Origin of the sequence: Pseudoalteromonas luteoviolacea, from assembly GCF_021654285.1 — a bacterium.
GTDB lineage: Bacteria > Pseudomonadota > Gammaproteobacteria > Enterobacterales > Alteromonadaceae > Pseudoalteromonas > Pseudoalteromonas luteoviolacea_J.
Window position 1 is genome coordinate 40,922 of the sequence record NZ_JAKFZS010000009.1, and the last position, 21,237, is coordinate 62,158.

At 39.9% G+C, this 21,237-nt stretch carries 14 protein-coding genes; 7 read left to right on the plus strand and 7 right to left on the minus strand.

Annotation, left to right across the window (positions count from 1 at the left end):
- Positions 1–2: 2 nt before the first annotated feature.
- From vioB to L1077_RS10060, 3 genes are all read right to left on the minus strand, one after another.
- The gene (vioB, locus tag L1077_RS10050; RefSeq protein WP_237136718.1) at positions 3–3,038 is read right to left on the minus strand and encodes an iminophenyl-pyruvate dimer synthase VioB; all 3,036 of its coding nucleotides are present in this window, start codon (positions 3,036–3,038) and stop codon (positions 3–5) included.
- Between the two features lie 54 nt (positions 3,039–3,092).
- Complete coding sequence (locus L1077_RS10055; protein WP_237136719.1) at positions 3,093–4,391, minus strand: FAD-dependent oxidoreductase; 1,299 nt, start codon at positions 4,389–4,391, stop codon at positions 3,093–3,095.
- Between the two features lie 736 nt (positions 4,392–5,127).
- Positions 5,128–6,510, minus strand: coding sequence for an MATE family efflux transporter (locus tag L1077_RS10060; RefSeq protein WP_237136720.1), 1,383 nt, complete (start codon positions 6,508–6,510; stop codon positions 5,128–5,130).
- Positions 6,511–6,798: 288 nt separating this feature from the next.
- Here L1077_RS10060 and L1077_RS10065 point away from each other — a divergent pair, with 288 nt between their 5' ends.
- Positions 6,799–7,194 (plus strand): MerC domain-containing protein, encoded by a 396-nt coding sequence (locus tag L1077_RS10065; RefSeq protein ID WP_237136721.1) that lies wholly within the window; start codon positions 6,799–6,801, stop codon positions 7,192–7,194.
- A 245-nt stretch (positions 7,195–7,439) separates the two neighbouring features.
- Positions 7,440–10,847: a PAS domain S-box protein gene (locus L1077_RS10070; RefSeq protein WP_237136722.1), complete on the plus strand. Its 3,408-nt coding sequence runs from the start codon at positions 7,440–7,442 to the stop codon at positions 10,845–10,847.
- On the opposite strand, the gene L1077_RS10075 is transcribed toward L1077_RS10070, so the two are convergent.
- Positions 10,839–12,008, minus strand: a complete 1,170-nt coding sequence (locus tag L1077_RS10075; RefSeq protein WP_237136723.1) for a response regulator — start codon at positions 12,006–12,008, stop codon at positions 10,839–10,841. The genes L1077_RS10070 and L1077_RS10075 overlap by 9 nt on opposite strands.
- Positions 12,009–12,261: 253 nt before the next feature.
- Complete coding sequence (locus tag L1077_RS10080; RefSeq protein WP_237136724.1) at positions 12,262–13,803, minus strand: basic secretory protein-like protein; 1,542 nt, start codon at positions 13,801–13,803, stop codon at positions 12,262–12,264.
- 405 nt (positions 13,804–14,208) lie between these two features.
- Between L1077_RS10080 and L1077_RS10085 the strand changes: the two genes are divergently transcribed.
- Entirely contained in the window at positions 14,209–14,643 is a 435-nt protein-coding gene (locus tag L1077_RS10085) for a GNAT family N-acetyltransferase (RefSeq protein WP_237136725.1), read from the plus strand.
- On the opposite strand, the gene L1077_RS10090 is transcribed toward L1077_RS10085, so the two are convergent.
- Positions 14,638–15,534: a DMT family transporter gene (locus L1077_RS10090; RefSeq protein ID WP_237136726.1), complete on the minus strand. Its 897-nt coding sequence runs from the start codon at positions 15,532–15,534 to the stop codon at positions 14,638–14,640. The genes L1077_RS10085 and L1077_RS10090 overlap by 6 nt on opposite strands.
- Positions 15,535–15,959: 425 nt before the next feature.
- Here L1077_RS10090 and L1077_RS10095 point away from each other — a divergent pair, with 425 nt between their 5' ends.
- Together L1077_RS10095 and L1077_RS10100 are read left to right on the plus strand one after the other, a co-directional pair.
- Positions 15,960–16,523, plus strand: coding sequence for a YSC84-related protein (locus tag L1077_RS10095; protein ID WP_237136727.1), 564 nt, complete (start codon positions 15,960–15,962; stop codon positions 16,521–16,523).
- A 149-nt stretch (positions 16,524–16,672) separates the two neighbouring features.
- The gene (locus L1077_RS10100) at positions 16,673–17,596 is read left to right on the plus strand and encodes a GGDEF domain-containing response regulator (protein ID WP_063362661.1); all 924 of its coding nucleotides are present in this window, start codon (positions 16,673–16,675) and stop codon (positions 17,594–17,596) included.
- Between the two features lie 47 nt (positions 17,597–17,643).
- Here the strand turns inward: L1077_RS10100 and L1077_RS10105 are convergent, their stop codons facing one another.
- Positions 17,644–18,897 (minus strand): aromatic amino acid transport family protein, encoded by a 1,254-nt coding sequence (locus tag L1077_RS10105; protein ID WP_237136728.1) that lies wholly within the window; start codon positions 18,895–18,897, stop codon positions 17,644–17,646.
- Positions 18,898–19,703: 806 nt separating this feature from the next.
- Here L1077_RS10105 and L1077_RS10110 point away from each other — a divergent pair.
- Positions 19,704–20,117, plus strand: a complete 414-nt coding sequence (locus L1077_RS10110) for a hypothetical protein (RefSeq protein WP_063362659.1) — start codon at positions 19,704–19,706, stop codon at positions 20,115–20,117.
- A 353-nt stretch (positions 20,118–20,470) separates the two neighbouring features.
- On the plus strand, positions 20,471–21,202 hold the full coding sequence (locus L1077_RS10115) for a hypothetical protein (RefSeq protein ID WP_237136729.1): 732 nt from the start codon (positions 20,471–20,473) through the stop codon (positions 21,200–21,202).
- Positions 21,203–21,237: the final 35 nt, after the last annotated feature.

A 21,237-nucleotide genomic window follows, 5' to 3' on the forward strand; every position in this document is an offset into this window, starting at 1 on the left:
GATTAAGCTTCCCTTGAAAGTTTGCCAGTTGCGATTTCATGCATCTGATTTTGAAAAAACTCTAATAACTCAATTTGTGTTGTTGGAGGTTTTGCACAGACCATAGCTCTGCCCATATCAGCAAGCTGTTTGCACTGCTCTGATATAGCCATACACCCTTGCTCGAGGTCTGAAAATACGTGTGTATTTATTGGTTCTGGTACGGGGGGGCCTGCATTTCGGCCCGGCGTACCCGATGGTAAAGTCATTAATAAAACGGATAGTGGTCTTAAAGTACCGGTCATTAAATCTATCGCGCCATTCATTAAACGAGAGCGGCGCATGCTGCCCAGTGGTTTTATTGCAAAGTGCTGCATCATGAGCTGAAACATCAGTTCGTGGCAGCCTTTATAAAACTGCATAAGCTCTACTGCCGCGGGGTCGGTAACGAGATTACAGCCTGTTCTCGGCTCAAAAACAGGATTCTTTAACACTGGATAAGCTGGCTCGAATGGAATGTCGCTATTGGTTAAAGCCTTTGAGATGGCTCTTAGACGATTAAAGTGACTGACTTCAAATTGTGGTGAATCAGCAGCAACACCTTCGCCTTGCTCGGTGACAAAATTAATGGCAAAAAGAGCCGTTTCTTTGTCGTATACCTCAAATTGATAACCCGGATATTCACGATTGATAATTTCGTTTAAGAACAAGTGGTGTTCGCCACCCAGGTTGCCCCGCTCTTTGCTGAACAAATCGGGGATCTCTTCAATGGCTTTGGTGATATCCGCGTAAAAATCTGCGATAGATTTCCCAACAGCTGGAAAAAACGCGGGCCACTCAAAGCGGACAAACTTGGCGATGATGTGTTCAGAGAAGGGTTCAAAAGAAAACTCAGTATCGAGACCAAACTTTTCTTTGGCTTCTTCCCCAAGTACGGGCTTACCTGGATAAAACGGCTCACCAAGTGCCATCAATAAGTTATTGACGACCAAATAATGGATCATCTCTTCATGGGCTATTTCGAGTAAAGCACCACGCCATCCGCTGTTTAAACGTCTATCTTCGCCGCCGTTAACTAATTCAAGCTGCTGCTCGCTCCAGCGGCCCATCGATACCAAGTGTTCACCAATGGCATAGTTAGGCAACGAATAGGCACTGTAGATATATTGCAACATAATCGACAGCTCAAGATCGACGGCATCTTTCAACGCGTTAATCAGCTGTACTTTGGTTTTTATATTGCCACTGATTTTTGCCTTTGCTTGCTCGGCAGGTAAAATTTGTGGCATAGCTGATTGTTCGACATTGCATAAGTACTTTAGAAATAGTTGCGCGTGCACCTCAGGCATTTCCCGTGTGCTTGGCATATAAAAGCTTTTATCTCTGTTTTTAGGGTCGCACATTTGCCACATTAAACGTGCATAGGTTTCACATTTGCATTTATCCGCCATACTAAATACGGCTTCGGTCATAAACGGGTAAAATAGTTCGTAGTACGCCATGACATGCTGATACAGGAAGTCATAATCAACTTGTTCCGTCGGTATATCCGCAAGTGCCCAAGCATCAGGGAGCACCCTCACTTGCACTGGACTGTAAAACTCACCTAAAAATAGCTCAGCGCCGCCTGCGGATAAACTCTCAACAATAATACTGCCATGGCCATCTTCGTTAGTATCAAGATAAGCAGAGCTGGTGACTGTGTCAGGTGCTAGTGAATGTGTTGCTAACTGAGATATTGACGCTGGCTTTCCGCGATAATAACTGCGCACACCTAACTCGATTGTACTGGGCTCTTTGGTAACTGAGTTTGGGCTTTCCATGGCGATAATGTGTTGCTCAGCTTGGATGTACCAATCGCTTTCATACCAAGTGTGACGTTCGGAACATAACTTCAACGATTGTTGTTCAAACTGGCTGTCAAACTCGGGGAGTGGGATGTCAATTACGCCTGAGTTAGTCGAGTTATTGAGATAACTGTCTTTGGGTATGACGGCTACCACTTGACCATTATTTGACTTTAAATATAGGTCGCCAAGATCTACTTTTTCACTGAGTTTTGGTGGCATGCCACTTTCAACTGGCATGGTTTCTTCATATCGCTGGTGGGGCAAACTAATAGCGGTATTTAGGCTCAACCAGTTATCTCTTATTGATAAGGCGATTGGTGCATATTGTTCGCTGTTATCTGGCCTTAAGACTCTGCCAGTAGGGCAAGTGGCCATATCGTCGTCGTACCATAAACCAATGGTGCCGTGTAAGTCACAAAATACAGGCATATTAGGCGCTTTAGGTGGAGACAAGTTGCTTACGCAGTATTGAATAAGCAGGCCTTTTACCGCTGGGTCTTGCAGCTTATTTCTTAATTCAGTTAAAAATTCAGAGTCTAAACCAAGTTGGTTGAGTATAAAGTCTTTACTGTCTTTATTAACCGTGAATTGAAACAGCCGAGCTTCGCTCATTTCCTCATACAGAAAGTGGTTGATTGGCTCTTCAATATATCCGCGATTAAGCCAGCGAACACCATGGGTGCAGTCTATATCCGCGGATAAAATATGGTCCGTATTGGCAGAAGATTTAGGGTCAGTGATTGTAAGTTGACCTGCATAAATTAAGGCTGAATCTCGTCTAGTTGGATCGTTATCAACCCAGCGTGCGCGATTAAATGAGGTTCTTAAATACTCGTTGTAATGCCCCCATAAAGACAGTTTATTACCTACAAGCTTGTCATCTGTGATGTATTCACCGGGACGTAACTGCACTGACGTAACTAGGGTATTCTCCCAGCTAAAGTGATTGTTCCCGCGCATGTTATATCCTGCACTGAGGTTAAATTCACCTTCTTCATCAAGTTTACCTTGAGCATTAAACTTGGGGCCAAGTGACTTTATATAGTCATGAAAGTTGCGTGGCGACTTAGACACATCATAGGGTTTACCGTCCATGATGGCCGTGTTATTCGATATATCTAACGTGTTGTTGATATTACGATTACCTGTTGGCACATTAACACGCGCAACCCCTTTAAAATGAACTCGGGGAAAGTCGAGAATACTCATTTATTTAAACTTCCTAGTTACTGGTCTCTTAATTATGTCTGTGTCTAATGACAGTTAAACGTGAGCAAGCTCACATTCTTTTTGTGCTTTTACTTGTCTTTGCTTCAATCTCTCAAGAAGGGTATTCGCCGCGCTGGTGCCAGCCATAATACCGCCTTCCATCCAACCGCAATGAGATGTGTAAGCATCTGATGCAGAGATGATGTGAGACTTTTTATGTGAGAGTGTTTTAGGGTGGTTGGGGCAAGACTCTTGCGAAAATTCAACGCCATGCACCCAGTGTTTATGAACATGGTTGCTTGGATCTGGAAGTTGGCTCATATGACATTTTAATGCCTCGGCCATTAATTCTTTTACTGTTTGTAAGTAATGTGCTTCACCTTTTAATGTGGCGTCACGCCAAAAGTTGGCATAATCACTGTCGGTATAAAAAAATACATACTTGTTATCTTTAAAATACAGTTTTCGGATAGGGTTATTGGCTATCACCACATGGTCAGCTAAATCCATATCTTGCCACCAAGGCGTATCGTAAAATAAGAAGCCTTTGAACAGCGGGATAGAGCCATAGGTATAGTTGCTCCAATCTTGTGGGAAACCGCAATTGAGCTTTTTCATCGCTGTTGGCGGAAAAGTTAAAATCATCTCGCCTTCATTGATAATCACTTCTTGCTGCTTTTCATTTTTTAATTTGAGTACAGGAGTTTCTGTATCAGCTTCGATACTTGTTAATTCATGACCAAAGTGAAACTCGACACCATGTGCAAGAGCTTGTTCATAAAGCTTCTCTGGTAAAGCCGAAAACCCTTCTTTAAGGTTAAACCACTCATACCCTGCGTTTTCAGAAAAACCTTGGATTTCAGGGTGCTTTTCAATAATGTCGAAGGCAATATGTGGCGTAATATTGGGTAATGACAACGAATCATAACCGAGTGCATTGATCATCTCTCGAGCTTGATTTCGGCCAACATAGATGGTTAAAAACTCTTCAAAGGAGTCATGCGCATGCTCGTCACATAAAGGTTTCAAATTTTTCAGAATGCTCTTTAAACTTTTATGCAATGCTTGCGGGCGCTTTAGTTGTGTAAAAGGGAATTTTTCATAGGCCAAGTTCAAGGATTTTACTTGCTCTTTGACATTATGATGAAGACCCGAGGAAAAGCGTCCAGCGCCGAGGTCTACATAAAGATCATTGACTTTTATCGCATGTGCGCGTCCACCGACACGATTTTTGTGTTCATAAACCCGAATGGTTTTCTTTTTACACTCATTTGATTTTGCTAACGTTAGCGCGCAAATGATGCCTGAAATGCCCGCCCCGATGATTGAGATTGTATTTTCTCTAACCGTCATGTTCCATGTTTCCTTGAGTTTTCCTAAAAACTTGTAGCTCTAAATGAAACTTCATTAATAATTAACATTATTTAAATATTAAAAATCATTGTTAAGCCGGTTTATTCACTGAAACACGAAAGTGTTAAATTCGTATTCCATAAAATCAATAGATTATGATTAATTAAACTCGCTGTAATTGCTGGGGAGAATGATATCACTATCGTTTGCAATAATTAACATTGATCACGAGAATGTTATTAAAATAATGATATTTTCGGTCTGTAATAATTTTTAAATTGTTTCGTTTATTGCAATTTGTGCATTTACTTTATTGCGATATTGGCTTTAATTTATTTTTTTAGAATAAAGCACTATGCCAGTTTCATGATTGGTACATGAATTTTTGTTTTCAATTTGGGGATAAATATGTATGAAATGTGGAGGTGAAATTTCAACGCATTACACGAGTTGTTTTCGTCGGGTACAAAAAGTGTAAATAGCTAAAATGGACTATTAGGTAACTATATGAATATATGTTCTTTTTAAGGGAGGTCGATGGTGTTTAGCTATCTTGCGATGGTTTGTTTTTCAGGTACGGGTATGATTAAAACTTGTGGTCGAAAGCTTGAATTTTACCGGTGAATTTGCTTTTCATTTGTACCGATTACCTAAAGTGGTAAAACAATAGGTAAATCGGTATTTGTTTATTTGCAATGTAAAAACTAAGATGAATTTTTTATAACTTGGTATGTATCTAGTTATTTTTTATTAGTCTTTTTAGAGTGTACAGTGAAAAAGCAAGTGCAAATAGCCCGCCAGCTGTATCTGCAATGGGGAAAGACCACCATAAAGCGTCGGGATTAAATACATCTGGTAATACAGCCATCAATGGTAAAAGTACAATATAGGTACGTGCAGCATCCAGCATAGTTGCAGGAAGTGCTCTGCCCATGCCTTGAAATAGCCCACTAGACATCATGCAAAATCCGGATAGGGCGAATGCACAAAATGAGATGAGTGCGATTTGCTTACCAAGTTCGGTGACTTGCTGATCCTGAGTAAATAATGTAATGAGCCACTGTGCGTTAAACGCGAGTATAAAGGTCACGATAAGCCCCCAACCAAAGCTCACTGCACAGGCTACTATATAAGCTTTATATACGCGTTGATATTGGCCTGCACCATAATTGAAGCCTGCGAGTGTCTGCAAGGCAACCATCATGCCGATAATAGGCAGAAACAGAAACATATAGCTGCGTACTAAGATCCCATGGGCTGTAATGAGCGGCTCGGAATTATTTGTAAATATGGTAGAGATCGAATATATCGTCGCAGCGAGGATAACTGAGAAACCGCCATGAGAGAGTAATACAGGTAAACCAAGACTTAAAATTTTGGTGTGAACCTTCAAAGGACTAAATAGTTGCTGTTTGTTAAACTGGACTTTGCTCTCTCCTTTTATTTGTAGTTGAATCGCTATGATGAGAGCGATGCTGATAGCTGCGATAGTCGCCCACGCAGCGCCTGCTACTCCCCATTCGAATACAAATATAAAGACAGCATCGAGCACAATATTTAATACAGAGGCTGTTGTAAGCACTTGCATCATTGCTTTGGGATTGCCAGAAGCTCGGAAGCCTTCTGTGATTTGATTGCAAACAAAGCCAACAACCCAAAATAATACAATGGGTGTGATGTAGCTGGTGGCTTGTGCTTTTAACGCTTCAGGCACCGCCAATAAGTTAAAAATGGCGTCTAGATTAAAATAGGTTAATGAACACAGCAGTAATGCAGACCCAACAGCGAGTAAAAAGGAGGCTGAGAATACCTCGTTTGCATCCTGTTGACGCTTTGCGCCTAGGTATCTAGAGATCAGTGACGCCATACCACTGCCGAGCATGGTGCTAATGGCGATTAATAGCATTTGGATTGGAAATACTGCCGAAACGGCACCCATTGCTTGCGTGCCGATACCTTGTGATATAAAGAGTGCATCCACAAAACTGTATAACCCGCTTATTAACATCCCTAAAATAGTAGGTATTGCCAAAAAGCAAAACTGTTTAAAAATGGGCGCAGTTAGCAACGGTGACTCTTGTTGTTGTGCTAACTCAATATCTGCTGTGGTCGTACTCATAGATTATCCTTGTGAACTGTTGATTGCTTTCGCTAGTGTACTGAAAAAATTTTAATAAAGTTAATGGTTTGTATGATTAATTTTAATATTGTTGTTTTTTGATTGTTTGGCTGAGGGCTATAAAAACGGATGACTGATAAAGCTTGATGATTATGCGGTGTACTTTTTATGACTATTTATCCAATACGCCGAGTTTAAGCCAATCTTGGCGTGAATATCTGTTGCTAATTAAAGCCTGTTTCTATATTTTATAGTGATGTTATATTGTATCTTTATTGAGAGGGTTAAATGCTAGGTAGTTTTCAACAAACTGGAGATAGAGTGTCTATAGGGCTTGCTTTTTTGTGTGTAGCTCACTGTCTCGTTTTACCTGTTGTTGTTTTAGCATTGCCGTTTGTAGCGACAAGTTTTTTGCAAGAGGAAGCTTTTCATCAGATGTTGCTATTTGGAGTGTTAATTACCAGTATTGTCGCTTTATATAGTGGGTGTAAATCCCATCAAAAGTGGAAAATATTTTACAGTGGTATTTTTGGACTCGTTGTTTTGAGTGTTGCTGCATTTTTTGGACATGATTTACTCGGTGATGCAGGAGAGACTATTTTAACTGTTGTAGGCAGTTTGGTCGTTGCATACAGTCACCTCATCAATATTAAGACATGTAGAAGTGATGAGTGCCGTAGTTAAGTTATTTATCTTATCGTTGGGTTACTTGTCTTGGTATCCCAACTAACTCTTCAAGTTTGGTTGCATTCTCAAATATAGTGACAAATATATAGTAAATAGGTGATTTAAACACTATGTACTATGCTCAATGCATTGGCAACTTTGTTGGAGTGTGCATTGGCTAAAACTTTCCTGCTTATTCAAGCCTCTACCTTGTGGGCTGTCACTATTGTAACGACGTCAAAATTCTCTATTGGTAATAGATAGTGCATCTGTTTAGCAAATTTGTTCGTATTCCTATCGCGCTTAAAATTTTTGTCGTGGTGGTATTTGGTTTACTCGCACAAGCGGCTACGCTGCAATTATTTACGCTCAAGCAAACGACCGATAATCATTTAGCGACACGTATTGATGAAGTCAGCAGTTTGTTTGTACAAGCAAAGTCAGCGATTGCATTTATGACGTCTGAAAACAGACAGGATGCAGTTGAAGAATACTTGAGCTTAATGAAAACCCACTCGGATGTGGCCATTGCTTTGGTCATTGACAAACAAGGTGCTGTAGAGACCAGTACGCATAATCATTATCAAGGCAGCTCAATTGAACAAGTTGTACATGACTTTGAGCTCTCTGATGATTATCTGCAACAAATATTAACGTCCAAAGTGGATTTTAAAGCGTACTATGAAAAATCAAAAAGGCTCGTATTAGCAGGCCCGATTGCTCATCTGAAAAGCAGTCAAACTCAGAGACACTTGTTGATATTGGCTGATTATTCAAAAGCCGCAAGGTATATCCACAATTCTACGATGCACGCATTTACCCCATTGTTCGTTATTATGTTAATCACAGCACTCTTGGTTGCAGTGATTTTTCATGTCTCAATTCAAAAGCGATTACAGAAAATATTTCGTCACTTTGATACTTATAACTCTAAAGAAGGGGCAACTTTGATAGAGATAAATGGTATGGATGAGATCAGTGAATTAGCGAGAAGGAGCAATCAATTATTTCAAGACCTTGCAAGTAGCCATGCGGCCACCAAAGAGCAAAAAGACTACTTTCAAGCTTTGTTTGAAGGCATTACTGATGCCGTTGTCATTGTGGATGAAAAAGGGCAGATTTTAGATATTAACCATATTGCACTTGCCTATTTATCTGAACAGCCCAATAAGTTTGCAAAGTTTAATGCGTATTTTAAGTTATCTCATTCTTGCGATGAATCTCAGCTCTTGAGTTTGTCGATTGAGGCTGAAAGAAACCGTGGACATAGTAGTAAAAGCTTTTGGTTATATGAGGGAAAATGGCATGCTATTAACTTGTCAGTGACTAAGCTAAATATGAAAAAGCAGGTGCTGACCTGTTATTTGGTTGCTTTTGTCGATCAGCAAAAGGAGTTCGAGTTGAACCTACAGCTACAGCTAAGTGAGCGTAAGTTTTACTCTATAATAGAAAATATCCCAGAAAGTGTGTTTTTACTGCAAGAAAACGGCGAAATAGCGTACTTAAACAGCCAACTGAAACAGTTTTTATCAATAGAAAAACCGATAAAAGAAGCTACCCACTTATTCCAGGCCTGTCCTAAAAATATTGCTGAATTTATTATGCAGCGGATGGAATCTGTCATGCGTGGTGAGAGCTATATTCGAGAAGAAGTGCACTATAAACACAAGGGAGAAACTTTTTACAGTGCAATTACGCTTTTCCCAATTGTGAAAAGATCGGATAGTAAATATGCCATGGCCGGCGTTATCTCGGATATAACAAATCAAAAACGCACGGATCATACACTACAGCAAACCCAAAAAAGATTGGCAGGGCTTGTTAGGCATGCACCACTGGCAATTATTGAATGGGATAAATCGCTAACCATTGTATTTTGTAATCAAGCCGCATCTACGTTATTTGGCGTAGAGCAAAGTCGCTTAATTGATAGCAACTTATCTGAAGTGGTGACATCTGAATTTAATACTGAACTGGAAAATTACCTACTAAGTACTATTTCAAATGAGCAATCAGCAAAGCAGCTTATAGCCATTACAGACGCACAAGGGCAGCAAAGAGTCACTGAATGGCAAAGCTTTATGGTGTTTGATAGCCCAATCGAAGCGCCCCGTTATGCCTCTTTGGTGTCTGATATCACGATGCTGCATGAAGTGATTGAATCATTGGAGTTAAAAGAAGCTGAAAAAGATGAAGTGCTACAGTCGATGGTGGATCCTGTGATCACCATCAATGATAAAGGACAGGTTTTAACATTTAACAAAGCGGCTGAGGCTGCATTTCAATATCAAGCGGATCATGTGATTGGAAAAAATGTGAAAATGCTGATGCCCGATGAGTTTGCGATGCACCACGATAATTTTATATCTAATTATATGACAACAGGGCATAAGCAAGTGATTGGTATTGGGCGACAGGTCTTTGGGCTGCGTGCCGACGGCAGTGTTTTTCCCATGCACCTATCTATCAGCGAGCTTCCTCTCATGCCAAATGGTGTAAGGCGGTTTATTGGCAACTGTGTAGATCTTACTAATATTAAAGAAAAAGAAGAGCAACTGAGGCGGTCAATGAAAATGGACGCACTCGGTAAACTGACCGGTGGAATTGCTCATGATTTTAACAACTTGATTGGTATTATGCTTGGTTACAGCGACATAATTTTAATGCAAGAGTCTTTAGATGAGGATATTCAAAGTCATGCTAAAGCGATTGTTAAAGCGGGGGAGCGGGCTACCAATTTGACTCAAAAGCTGCTGAACTTCTCAAGAAAAGAAAGTGAGCTCACAGAAATATTTTGTTTGAATAATGCATTATTGGATAGCCGCGAGTTATTAGAAAAATCACTTAAAGCGGATGTTAAATTAGATTTTTCTTTACATGAAGAATTGCCCAATGTCAGAGTTGATAAGCATGACTTTGATGACATGATATTGAATTTAGTTATAAACAGTGTGCATGCGATTGAAGAAGCAGGTGTTGTGACGGTGGCGACGTCAATAGACTGGTATCAAAATGACTTTATTAGTACCTCCCCTAGCTTACATGTGAGGTGTGATGTTTGTGATACGGGAGTGGGCATTCCAAAAGAGTACTTAGATAGTATTTTCGATCCTTTCTTTTCTACAAAAGGGGACAAGGGCACTGGCTTAGGCTTGAGTCAGGTTTATGCATTTATCCAGCGTAGTAAAGGACAAGTTGAAGTGAAAACCAGCGACCAAGGGACGCAATTCTCAATTTATTTTCCTGTAATCGACTCCGAGATAAAGCAAAGCAAAGAAGTAAACACTGCATCAAATCAGATAAGTCATAAGCTTAGTAAGATCTTGGTTGTTGATGATGAGTTGTCACTTGCAGATGTGGTTGCCAAACTGCTGCGCCAAGCTGGGCACCAAGTCGATATTTTTGAAAGTGGCACTGAAGCGCTTCAGGCCATGGAAGTGACACACTATGACTTACTTATTTCAGATGTGCTCATGCCTGAGTTAAATGGGTTTAGTCTGGCTAAAAGAGCTGCCGCAAAATATCCTGATATTAAAATTCAAATGATAAGTGGTTATGTGGATATTGAACAAGTAACTGATTTTAATCCAAATTTATATGAAAGCTTACTGCGAAAACCGTTTCGCCCACAAGAGTTACTCAATAGAGTAGCATTATTGAGCTTAAAATAACTCAGGTTTTGTGGTGTTTAAATCGATATGCGTGTCGCTTTCAGGCGCGGATATTTTTTCCATGGCAAAGTACTTGTCAGTTTGCTCAATGACACTCGTCAGGTTTGATTTAAGCAAGTCCATTTTTGGTTCAAGGGCACTGAGTTTTTTTGCTTCTTTGGCGATCAGGTTGGCAATAAAAAGTTCTTGTTCTTCGGTTAAGTCGAGAATATGAAAGCTCGATGATATTTGCTGATTTAGATCGTTCGTTACATCAAGAATTAAGCTTTTATATTCGTCAGAAATGTTTTGCAATGAGCTTATACCGCTAGAGATGTCTAACACAATTTGCTCCATCGCTTGCTGTCGACCCAAATCTAGCAGTTTAGACTCAACGCCTTCTATAATGGCGACGGAGATATCTTGTATTGCACCGCTTTCCTCAGGTGATTCAGGCATGTTTTTAATTAAAAAAGACACATGTTTTTCATTGACAATCAAGCGTCTGCCAAAGTGGTGTAAACGGCCTTTTGTGCATAGCAGCTCAAATATATTTTGTTCAATTGGACTAATTTGTGTACCAGCTGGACCGTAAAAATGCATTTGCTCTTGCTTTATCATGATACTGCTGAGCATGCCTAGTTGCTTCATCGTAGAAAAAAACTGATTCACGACTTGCTGTTGATCATTGCATTGATTAAGCAGTTTAAAAAACTGCATGACTAGGCTGTAGTGAGACGCCTGCTGCATTGATGACATGGCAAGGGTTATTGATTCTTGCTCACTGGCTTTGAGCAGGGTCTGAGATTGAATAAATTCACTGACTTTTTGGACTTTGGTGACCAGCTCTTTCATTTGAAAAGGTTTGGCAATGAAGTCATCTGCACCCACATCAAAGGCACGCAGTCTCATATCCAAGTTGTTGTATCCAGAGACTAAAAACACCGCGCAGTGAGTTGGTGATAGTTCGGTCTTAATTTTTTCGCATGCCGCTAAACCATCTATACCAGGCATGCTGATATCCATTAAGACCACTTGAGGGGTAAAGTTGTCGAGTATGTCATAAGCTTCACTGGCTGATGCTGCCTGTTCACACACAAAGAAAGGTTTTAATGCCGCACTTATCATGTCTCTTACTGCTTGCTCATCGTCAACTATGAGCACCTTTGCTTTGTCTGTCATCGTACACCTACTCCTGCACTGAATTGTACTAGATAGTTAAACTTATTAACTCTCATCAGCATAGTGTACAACGGTATAATCTGCTAAGTATTCAGGATTGATTATTGGATTAAATATTTATGCTAGATATATAAAAGGCTGCGAGTTTTTGGTTAAAAGGTGCTTGAGGATATAAACAATTTACAAAAAGAGGTGGGCGGTGGGTTGGACTGTGTAAGGGAGTGAGCACATTCATGCTCACTCAAGTTGAAGCTTAGTATTCTAATTGGCCACCATTATTGATGAAAGTGGCGTATTCTTGCCAAAGGTCCTCTACACCTCTTCCTAAAATCTGTTGGAAAGCGGCATCAAAAGACCAGGTATAATTTCCTAAATCTTTTGCCGCTTTATTAAATTTGTATAGGAAGTCTGGATCGTGTGTGACACGGACATAGTGTAAAAAGAATCCTGTGGTGGTGTAACCACCTAGCCATTTTTTAGGGTCATTCACATTAGGCGTACGCGTTTTGTGAAGACCTTCTCCAATTCTGACTGCATCCGCAAGTCCTTCAGTATAAGCCCAATAAGCTTTACCATCGCCGTAATTATCATGAGTTAGCGGTGAGTTGTTGTAACCGTGGGTGACTTCATGAGATAAAATACCATCAATCTCATTGCGGATCGCAGCGTCTGAATTACCGTTGTCACGGTAAATTTTCTCAAGGTGGCTCGTACTCACGACTATGGTCATTTCACCAGAACCATCTTGGCCCATCTTGTATGCAACAAACTCATTACCCCAATGATCTTTTGCTCTAAGTTCGAATTGAAGGTTTCTGAAACGATTGGACTCGACAGGATCGCGGTAAAGTATTTTTGCTACATCCACGCAGCGATTTGCCATATGGTCAGCAGGATCTGAGATGATGCGTTTGAATAAAATAGCCCCTTGAGTTTGAGGGTCGACATCCACAAAGTTAACTTGTGGTTTTTTCCATTCACCCGTTGGTGGAGTGGTTGTTTCTTCCTTTATATTAATGGTGTAGCTGGTATTTGAGTAACCATATACCGAAACATATACATCATTACCTTGTAATGTACATGATTCATTGGCATTGGATGTGGTGCTGCTGCAGTCAAATAACTGTGTTGTTGGCTGAGCTGTACGTCGCATATATAAATCGGCGTCTCCATTACCCGTTGTTGTCGCAATCACTTTGCCTGCAACATTAAATGGGCCAAAATGCTGCCACTGGCCCGCGTTTAAACTATTACTTTGCGAGATAGGTAAATTGCTCGGTGGGGTGATGTCATCTGAAAACATCTCGATTTCAGCAAGTTGCAAAATATTAGCGCCCTTGGTTGATGAGATATCAACTTTTACAAACGAAAAGCTCTGTAGATTTGCAACGCTAAACTGCTTAGTTTGATGGCGAGCACTGAAAGATTGATTGTAACGTGTATCCAGTGTTGTCCAGTTTTCGCCATCATTAGACCCTTGTAATTGCCAATCTTGTGGGTCACGATTTGGCGCATCATTGGCTGAAGTTAGCGTGTATGAGGTTATTTTTTGCGGTTGTGCAAATTGATAACTTATCCATCCTGAAGAGGTGAAAGTCAGCCATTTGCTGTACTTGTTATCATCAAATGCTTTAATTCGGCCTTCAAAGTCACCATTTTCGCCTGATGCGCGGATGACATTTGGATTATCTGAAGTGAGGTCTGTCTGTGCAATGGCTGCGGTCGAAAATAATGCGCCAAGTAAACACGCGAGTTTGGTTTTATTTAAGGCATTGTGTGTAATTAATGATTTCATGTGTATCCAACCTTGTATCGTTCCAATAAATGATTGTGGCTTGTTCCCATATTAATTTTGACTCAAGTGATGTTTTTTATTTTTATGAACTCATTTCATGTCAAAAATAATTGGAACGATTTAAATAATTGGTTGTATTTTAAACTTTGTCAAAGGTTTTTTACGGTTTTGTAACTATTTAGTATGTTAGTTGTTCAATTTAAACGAAGTTTTTGAATTGTTTTTTACGGGTGAAAGTTTACTTTTTGACTATTTTATTCATGCGCTATATATAAAAAAACACTATTTTTCAGGGTGATAAAATAGACAGTCATTTACAAGGAGAAAGGTAATTTATAAAATTGAATGAAAGAAATTAATTGTCATTTCACGAGTGTAAAGAAATGAAAATAGTGGGAGTATAAAATGAATTGGAGTATTGAACAGGGGAGCATTGATGAGGTCATTGAGATTGAAGATCAAGTGCCTGAGTTTGTAACGCCAAAAACGCGAGCATTGATAGAGGCGCGTTTACAAAATAAAAAAACACTACTGCTTGTTGCCAAAGTAGATGGCCAGCCGGTCGCGTATAAGCTTGGTTATGCTTTGGATGAAAAACACTTTTATAGTTGGCTAGGCGCTGTTATTCCCGAGTTCAGAGGAGCTGGGATCGCACAAGCCTTGTTGAATGAACAGGAGCGATGGTGTACTTCACTAGGCTATGAAGCCATTAGTGTTAAATCAATGAATAGATTCAAGAATATGCTAATGATGCTTTTGAAAAACAATTATCAAATTGTCGCGTGCCACCCATTAGAAGATGGCACGGATAGCAAAATTCATTTTTTAAAGCAGCTATAATTCATTGCTAGAGCGCTGAGGCTTTTTCGATTCCTTTGTGATAATTTTCTTTTCAAAATAGTAATTTATCAATAGTGCGAGACAAATAATACCGCTGCCAAGTGAGAGTGACAATAAATCGGCTTGGCGATTCCAAATGAGTAGATTTACCAACACGCCTATGGGTATAAGCACATTATTCATTATGGCAAGAGAGCCAACAGAGACAAGCGTAGCGCCCTTATTCCATAAGAAATAACCTAGTCCTGATGCAATTAACCCGAGGTAAATGAGAATTCCCCATTGCAATTGAGTAGTTGGCAACTTTTCACTATTACCTAATATCATGTAACTTAAAGCAGTAACAATAAGCGCACCAAAAAAGAAAAAGCCAAAGCAAGTGTGTTGAGGGGGAAGCGCGTTACCCTTGGGTAGCCTTTGATACAATACCTGACCTAGTGCAAAGCAAAAATTTGCCCCTTGTACCAACAGTAAACCAGTCCAAAAGTCTTCGTTTACTTGTGCTTTGCGTATGGCTATAGCGCCCGCAGTTGCGAGTAATGCAACAAATAGATAGTGAAGATGTAGTTTTTTCTCTATCAAGTCATTGATGATGGTGATGTAAACAGGCGTCATAACGGTAAATAGTAGGACCTCTGGCACACTTAAATATAAAAAGGAGTGATAATAAAAGCCATACATCAAACCAATTTGGATTGCGCCAATTACCATCAATTGCACCGCGACACGCGGTGTAACGCTAGACAGCCTTGTAAAAGGCAAAAATATCAGTAAGGCGATAGCCACACGACTAAAAGCCGCAAACCAAGAGTCGACTTGACCGGCGAGATAGACCCCAATCAAACTAAATGAAAAGGCCCAAAGTAGAGTGACAAAAGAAAGGTATTGCATAGTATCCGATTTGAGTTTTTGTCTATGGTAAAAGGTCACCAGGGATAAATCGAGCGATTAGCACAAAAAGTTAAAATTTATTGAGGACCCGTTTTGCACTTAGTCATACTGATGCTAATTCATCGATAATAACGAACTAATTAACTGTTATAATATGATTTTAATTTACTACCTAGTCGCTACAATGAAGTTGTTTTCACATTTATCCCTTTCATGATTACCCATGATGTGTTAAAGGCCACCATTTATATGGTGGCCTTTTTATTTGCATGGTGAGTTTATTGACTGCGCCTTTCTACGTTTTGCACTTTTTTAAATAATAACGGGTCTTTGTTCATCATACGCTAAACTTCAAACGTGCATCCTTTGCTTAAGTGGCATCGATAATGCTGTTAGAAAATATCTGTCGTCGTGAGGAACAATATATGAAGCGGTTATTTGTTATGGGGTTGATACTGTCAATTACTTATCTGTCGGGCTGTGCCTCTATGGGGTCGGGGGATAATGCCCAAAAGCGTGCGCAAATAATAAAGATGAAAAACGACACTTTGTCGCAGCTCTATAAAGAAAAGCCAGATACTCGAGCGCAATTACGTTCAGCTGTTGGTTACGCGGTGTTCTCAAATGCCAACATTAACTTATTATTGGTGTCTGCTGGCACAGGCTATGGGGTTGTTAAAAATAACCAAACAGGGCAATTCACATATATGAATATGGCCGAAGGCGGTGTGGGCTTAGGTCTTGGTGTTAAAGATTACCGTTTAATTTTGGTTTTTCATACTACAGAAGCGCTCAATGACTTTGTCAGTAATGGCTGGACTTTTGGTGGTAATGCTGATGCAGCTGCAAAAGCGTCAGATAAAGGAGCAGCCATTCAAGGTGAGGTCTATTACGGCGGCATGTCGGTTTATACGCTGACGCAAAGTGGCTTGGCTTTACAGGCGACTGTTAAAGGCACTCGGTTTTGGCCAGATAGCTCTTTGAATTAACATCTTGTACAAAGCGAGACTGCAAAAGTCATCTATAGCCCATTTGGCATAAACGTATTTTTTATAAGATTTCGCTTTTTGTTCTTGTGGGCTAAACAAGTATTCGCTATAAACAACGTAAGCATGTGTAAATATTTATAGAGGGTAACGTGTTTAAGGAAATTGACGACCTCAGTGATAGCTTAGTCTTGATCGTAGAGGACTCGGCATTAACGCAAAAAGTGCTTGGTGCTTGTTTGGACGGCTTATGCCGTGTAGATGCTGTAGACAGCGCTGAAGAGGCGATTAACTATTGTCTTAAATCACCCCCTGATTTGATCCTAATGGATTGGATCCTTGGCGGTATGACGGGGTTGGAAGCTTGTAAAAAAATCCAAGCGATGGATGAACTCAATGACATTCCTATCATATTTGTCACATCGAATACCAATGAAAATCAGCAAGAGTTATGTTGGGATGCGGGCGCAGTAGACTTTTTAGGCAAGCCTATTGTCGCGAGGACTCTGGTTAATCGTGTTAGAACTCACCTTAAGTATAAACGCCAAACTGATATCTTAAAGCAATACTCTTTCTTTGATGGTCTCACGGAAGTGTTTAATCGACGCTACTTTGATATGGAGTGTAAACGCTTATTTAGGCAAAACTTGCGGCAGCAACAGTGCTTAGCCGTAGTTATGCTTGATATTGACTACTTTAAGTTGTTCAACGATGAATATGGGCATTTGCAAGGGGATGATGCACTTAAAGAAGTGGCAAAAATTGCCGTTAAAATGGTAAATCGCCCTCTAGATAGCGTGTTTAGATATGGCGGTGAAGAATTCGCGGTTTTATTGCCCAATACCAGTGAGGATGGCGCTCTAAAGATAGCGCAGTCCATTGTACATGCGGTAAGAGGGCTTGAGATCCCACACGGTAAGTCAGAGTTTGACGTGGTCACCGTGAGCGCAGGTGTCGCTGTTGGCAAGTACGGTGTCTATGACAATGTTGAAGAGTTAATTCAAAAAGCAGATGAAGGCTTGTATATGGCCAAGTCTAATGGCAGAGATCAGGCATTTTTATTTAATGAAAATTAAGGCGTAGAAGGTGCAATTCGCGTGATTGCACCTTCTAGATTGTGACTTTACATATTAAATAACAAGGCAGATACAGCGAGTAATCCAACGCTAAGCACGAAATAAGTACTTAATTTACCCTTGTACTTTTGCAGTGCCGGTACTTTGTAAATCGCAATGGTCGGCATGACAAAAAGGATCAACGCGATAATTGGACCTGATATTGCGCCCATCATATCTAAAATACTTGGGTTGATAACTGCACACACCCAAATAGAGATAAACATTAATACCACGCCAAGTTTGTCAGCTGTTTTATAGTTCATTGACGTCTGCTTAGTTACCAATCCATTAAAGCTCTCTCTCGCGCCTAAGAAGTGCCCTAGGAATGATGAGGTGATAGCAATGAAAGCGACGAGTGGCCCAAGTGTTTCAATGAATGGGTTGTTGTATACGTTTGCAAGATAAGATAGTACAGACACATTCGCTTCTTTCGCTTCGGCCATTTGCTCAGGTGTTAGTGAAAAAATACAAGAGAATACAAAAAGTAATACGAATGCGATGAGCATAAGTGCTGTGTTTCGCAAAATAGCTTCAGCTTTGATTGTCGCTTCTGATTTGTAGTGCCTACGCTGTGTATTGGCGAAGCTAGAAATTGCTGCAGCATGACTGAATGAGAAGACAACAATAGGCACAGATAACCATAAAGTTTCTGTCAATGAGCCTACATCAGGTGTTGTAATAGTCGGTAATTGCCAGTTAGGTATTAAATATAAAGACAAAAATAACAAAACACCGACTAATGGGTAGACCAGAATTGCAAACGCTCTAAGTAGTAATTTTTCTCCCCCCAACATAATGGCAATCATACCCGCTACTAGCACACCAGACAGTAATACTCGAGGTAAAGACTCCATTTCTAGTTGGTTGACCATGAAGCTGTCCACTGTATTGGTCAGTCCCACACCGTATATAAGCAAAATAGGGAAGATTGAGAAGAAATATAGGAGTGAAATCAAGCGGCCACTAGTTGCGCCAAAGTGCTCTTCAACGACGTCGGTGAAGTCTGAATCACTCTTTTTTGAAGACAAGACAAATCGTGCAAGCCCTCTGTGTGCCAAATACGTCATGGGGAACGCAAGTACAGCCATGATCAATAGCGGCCAAAACCCCCCTATACCGATATTAATAGGTAAAAATAAAATACCTGCACCAACTGCGGTACCAAAGAGGCTTAGCACCCAATTAGTGTCATGTTGGGTCCAGCCTGCATGGCTGGCGTTTACCGTGTTACCGGTATCTCCCGCTTGTGAATGACTCATACTTGTTGTCCTACGTTTTAATTTTAATCGCGCGGATGATATAGAAATTCACTTCTTGATGCATGTTTATTCGGTTTGTTTGGGCGTTTTTCATACAAAGCGAGGCTTTTGCGGTTAATAAGTATTCACAATGATGAAGTGGAACCTGTATTAGTCTGGCTTTGTATACACTTGTATTGACGTGTTGTGTTAAGGCACTGCAGCTTATTGTGTATTTAGTTGAGTGAGCATTGAAGTTGCCTCTTGAGCAATAAATGGTGAGGATGCTTGGAGTTTTTACACAGCCGATAAATAATGTTGGTGCATATTTATTTAAAATTAAATTCTATTTAATAAAATCAGTAAGGTAGAGATTATATGAATATTTTTTATAAATGATGATTTAATTCATAACTTTTTCTTTTTACTTATTTTTCACCTTATTCACCTTAATGTTAAGTGGTATTATACAGTTCTATTCGGTGTTATCTTTTTATCACATTGATGATTTTATAGGCGGTTACAACTTATGGTTTACTCTTTGTTCGTGTTATCATTTATTTGGTTTTGCTTTATTCTTTTTAAAAAAACAGGTGTGTTTTTTAAGTAATTGCATTTATATGAGTTATTAATTAGTCTAATAGTTAGCCTTTGCAAGACTGCATTCATAGCTTCAGAGTCCCTGAATAGTTCTTTTCATGTTGTTTCAATCTACTAACTAGTTGTCAGTTTTCTTATTGCAAGTATTACAATTTTACACATTCCTTGACTGATTCCTACACCGAGTTTAACTATGATTTACCCATCAAACATGATTGGGGAAAATAATGAAAAAGCTTTTAACAATGACGATAGTAGCGCTTTTGGCTAGTGGCTGTGCACATCACAATAACGTTAGGCCAGCGCAAGATGGCAAGCATTATGTCAATTTGACCGCAGAAACAAGACAAAAAGCTGGAGAGGAAGCATTAGATCAAGCAAATTATTACTGCAGTGAAAATGGCGATACTCGTGCGTACATTATCAATGAAACGATTACTTACATGGGCTCTATGCCTGAACAAGAATATTTAAAAAATCGCAATTTGGCTGAAGCTGTTGAAGTGGCAGGTGCGGGCATGTCCATTTTAGGTGGTGGTCATGTAGATGATGTAGGTACTGCCATGTGGATTGGTGGTGGCATTGCAGAAGACTCAATGGGTGAACCATATCAAATAAACTTATCTTTTAGTTGTAAGTGATAAGAGGTTTTTTTCACCGTTTACTCTTAGTTCTATTATGTGTTTTTTTTGAGCAAGCGTTATTAAATAAAAAGTAACGCTTGTTTCTCCACTTATTTAATATACTCATATTAAATTCAAATACCTTTATTGCAAGTTATCTAATGCATAGTTTGTCTTCGGATAAAAAATTGTTTTTGCAAATACGCCACAGCACAACATTTTTCAATATGAACCGGAGTCAGTTATTAAGGAGCTTCGATACTTACTTGATAAATTAAACCAAGCGCCTGAAAAAAACTGAACGTGCATTTAAACCTTTCTGTTACCTCTGGTCGTCAAAGTTTTTAAATAGAAAAAACAAGGACAACAAGATGAAAGCTTTAATGATGGCGGCTTTAGCAATATCTTCATTTTATGTTTCTGCAACTGCGTATTACTCCTCGGATTACAAATTTGTGAAAACAACCTCTTTAAGCTTACCTGCAAGCGAACTGACACAGCTAAAAATTGATGCAGGGGCGGGTAGTTTGAAGTTGATTGGAGAACAGACAGATAAGATTAGTGTCACTGCTGAGATATATCAGTTAAGTGATGGAGGCGAGTACTGTTTAGATTTGACTGAGCAAGATAACAAAGCCTTGCTTAAAGCAAATGTTTGCCACCACAGGGAAAACGATACCTTGGTACATCTTTCAATCACTGTACCTCAAAACCTTGTGACTCATATTAAGGACGGCTCTGGGTCAATGAATGTGTCACATGCGAGTATTCAGCGCATAGATGATGGCTCAGGCTCTATCATAATTAAGGATAACCTAATTTCGCTTGGGATAGATGATAATTCTGGCGGTATTGAGGTCTTGAGTGTGCAAGGTGAACTAGATATTGATGATGGCTCTGGAAAAATTCTTGTTGAGGACATCAAAGGCAATGTTCGGATAGAAGATGGCTCTGGTAAGGTCGTTGTTGAAAATGTCACTGGTAAAGTCTCAGTCGATGATGGCTCAGGAAGTATCTCAGTGCGCAATGCGCAATCATTTGAATTGATAGATGATGGTTCTGGCAAGGTTAACTTGAGAAATATCCGCGACCAACAAAATTAAGTCTTTGTAAACAGCGCCGCAGACAACACACAGCG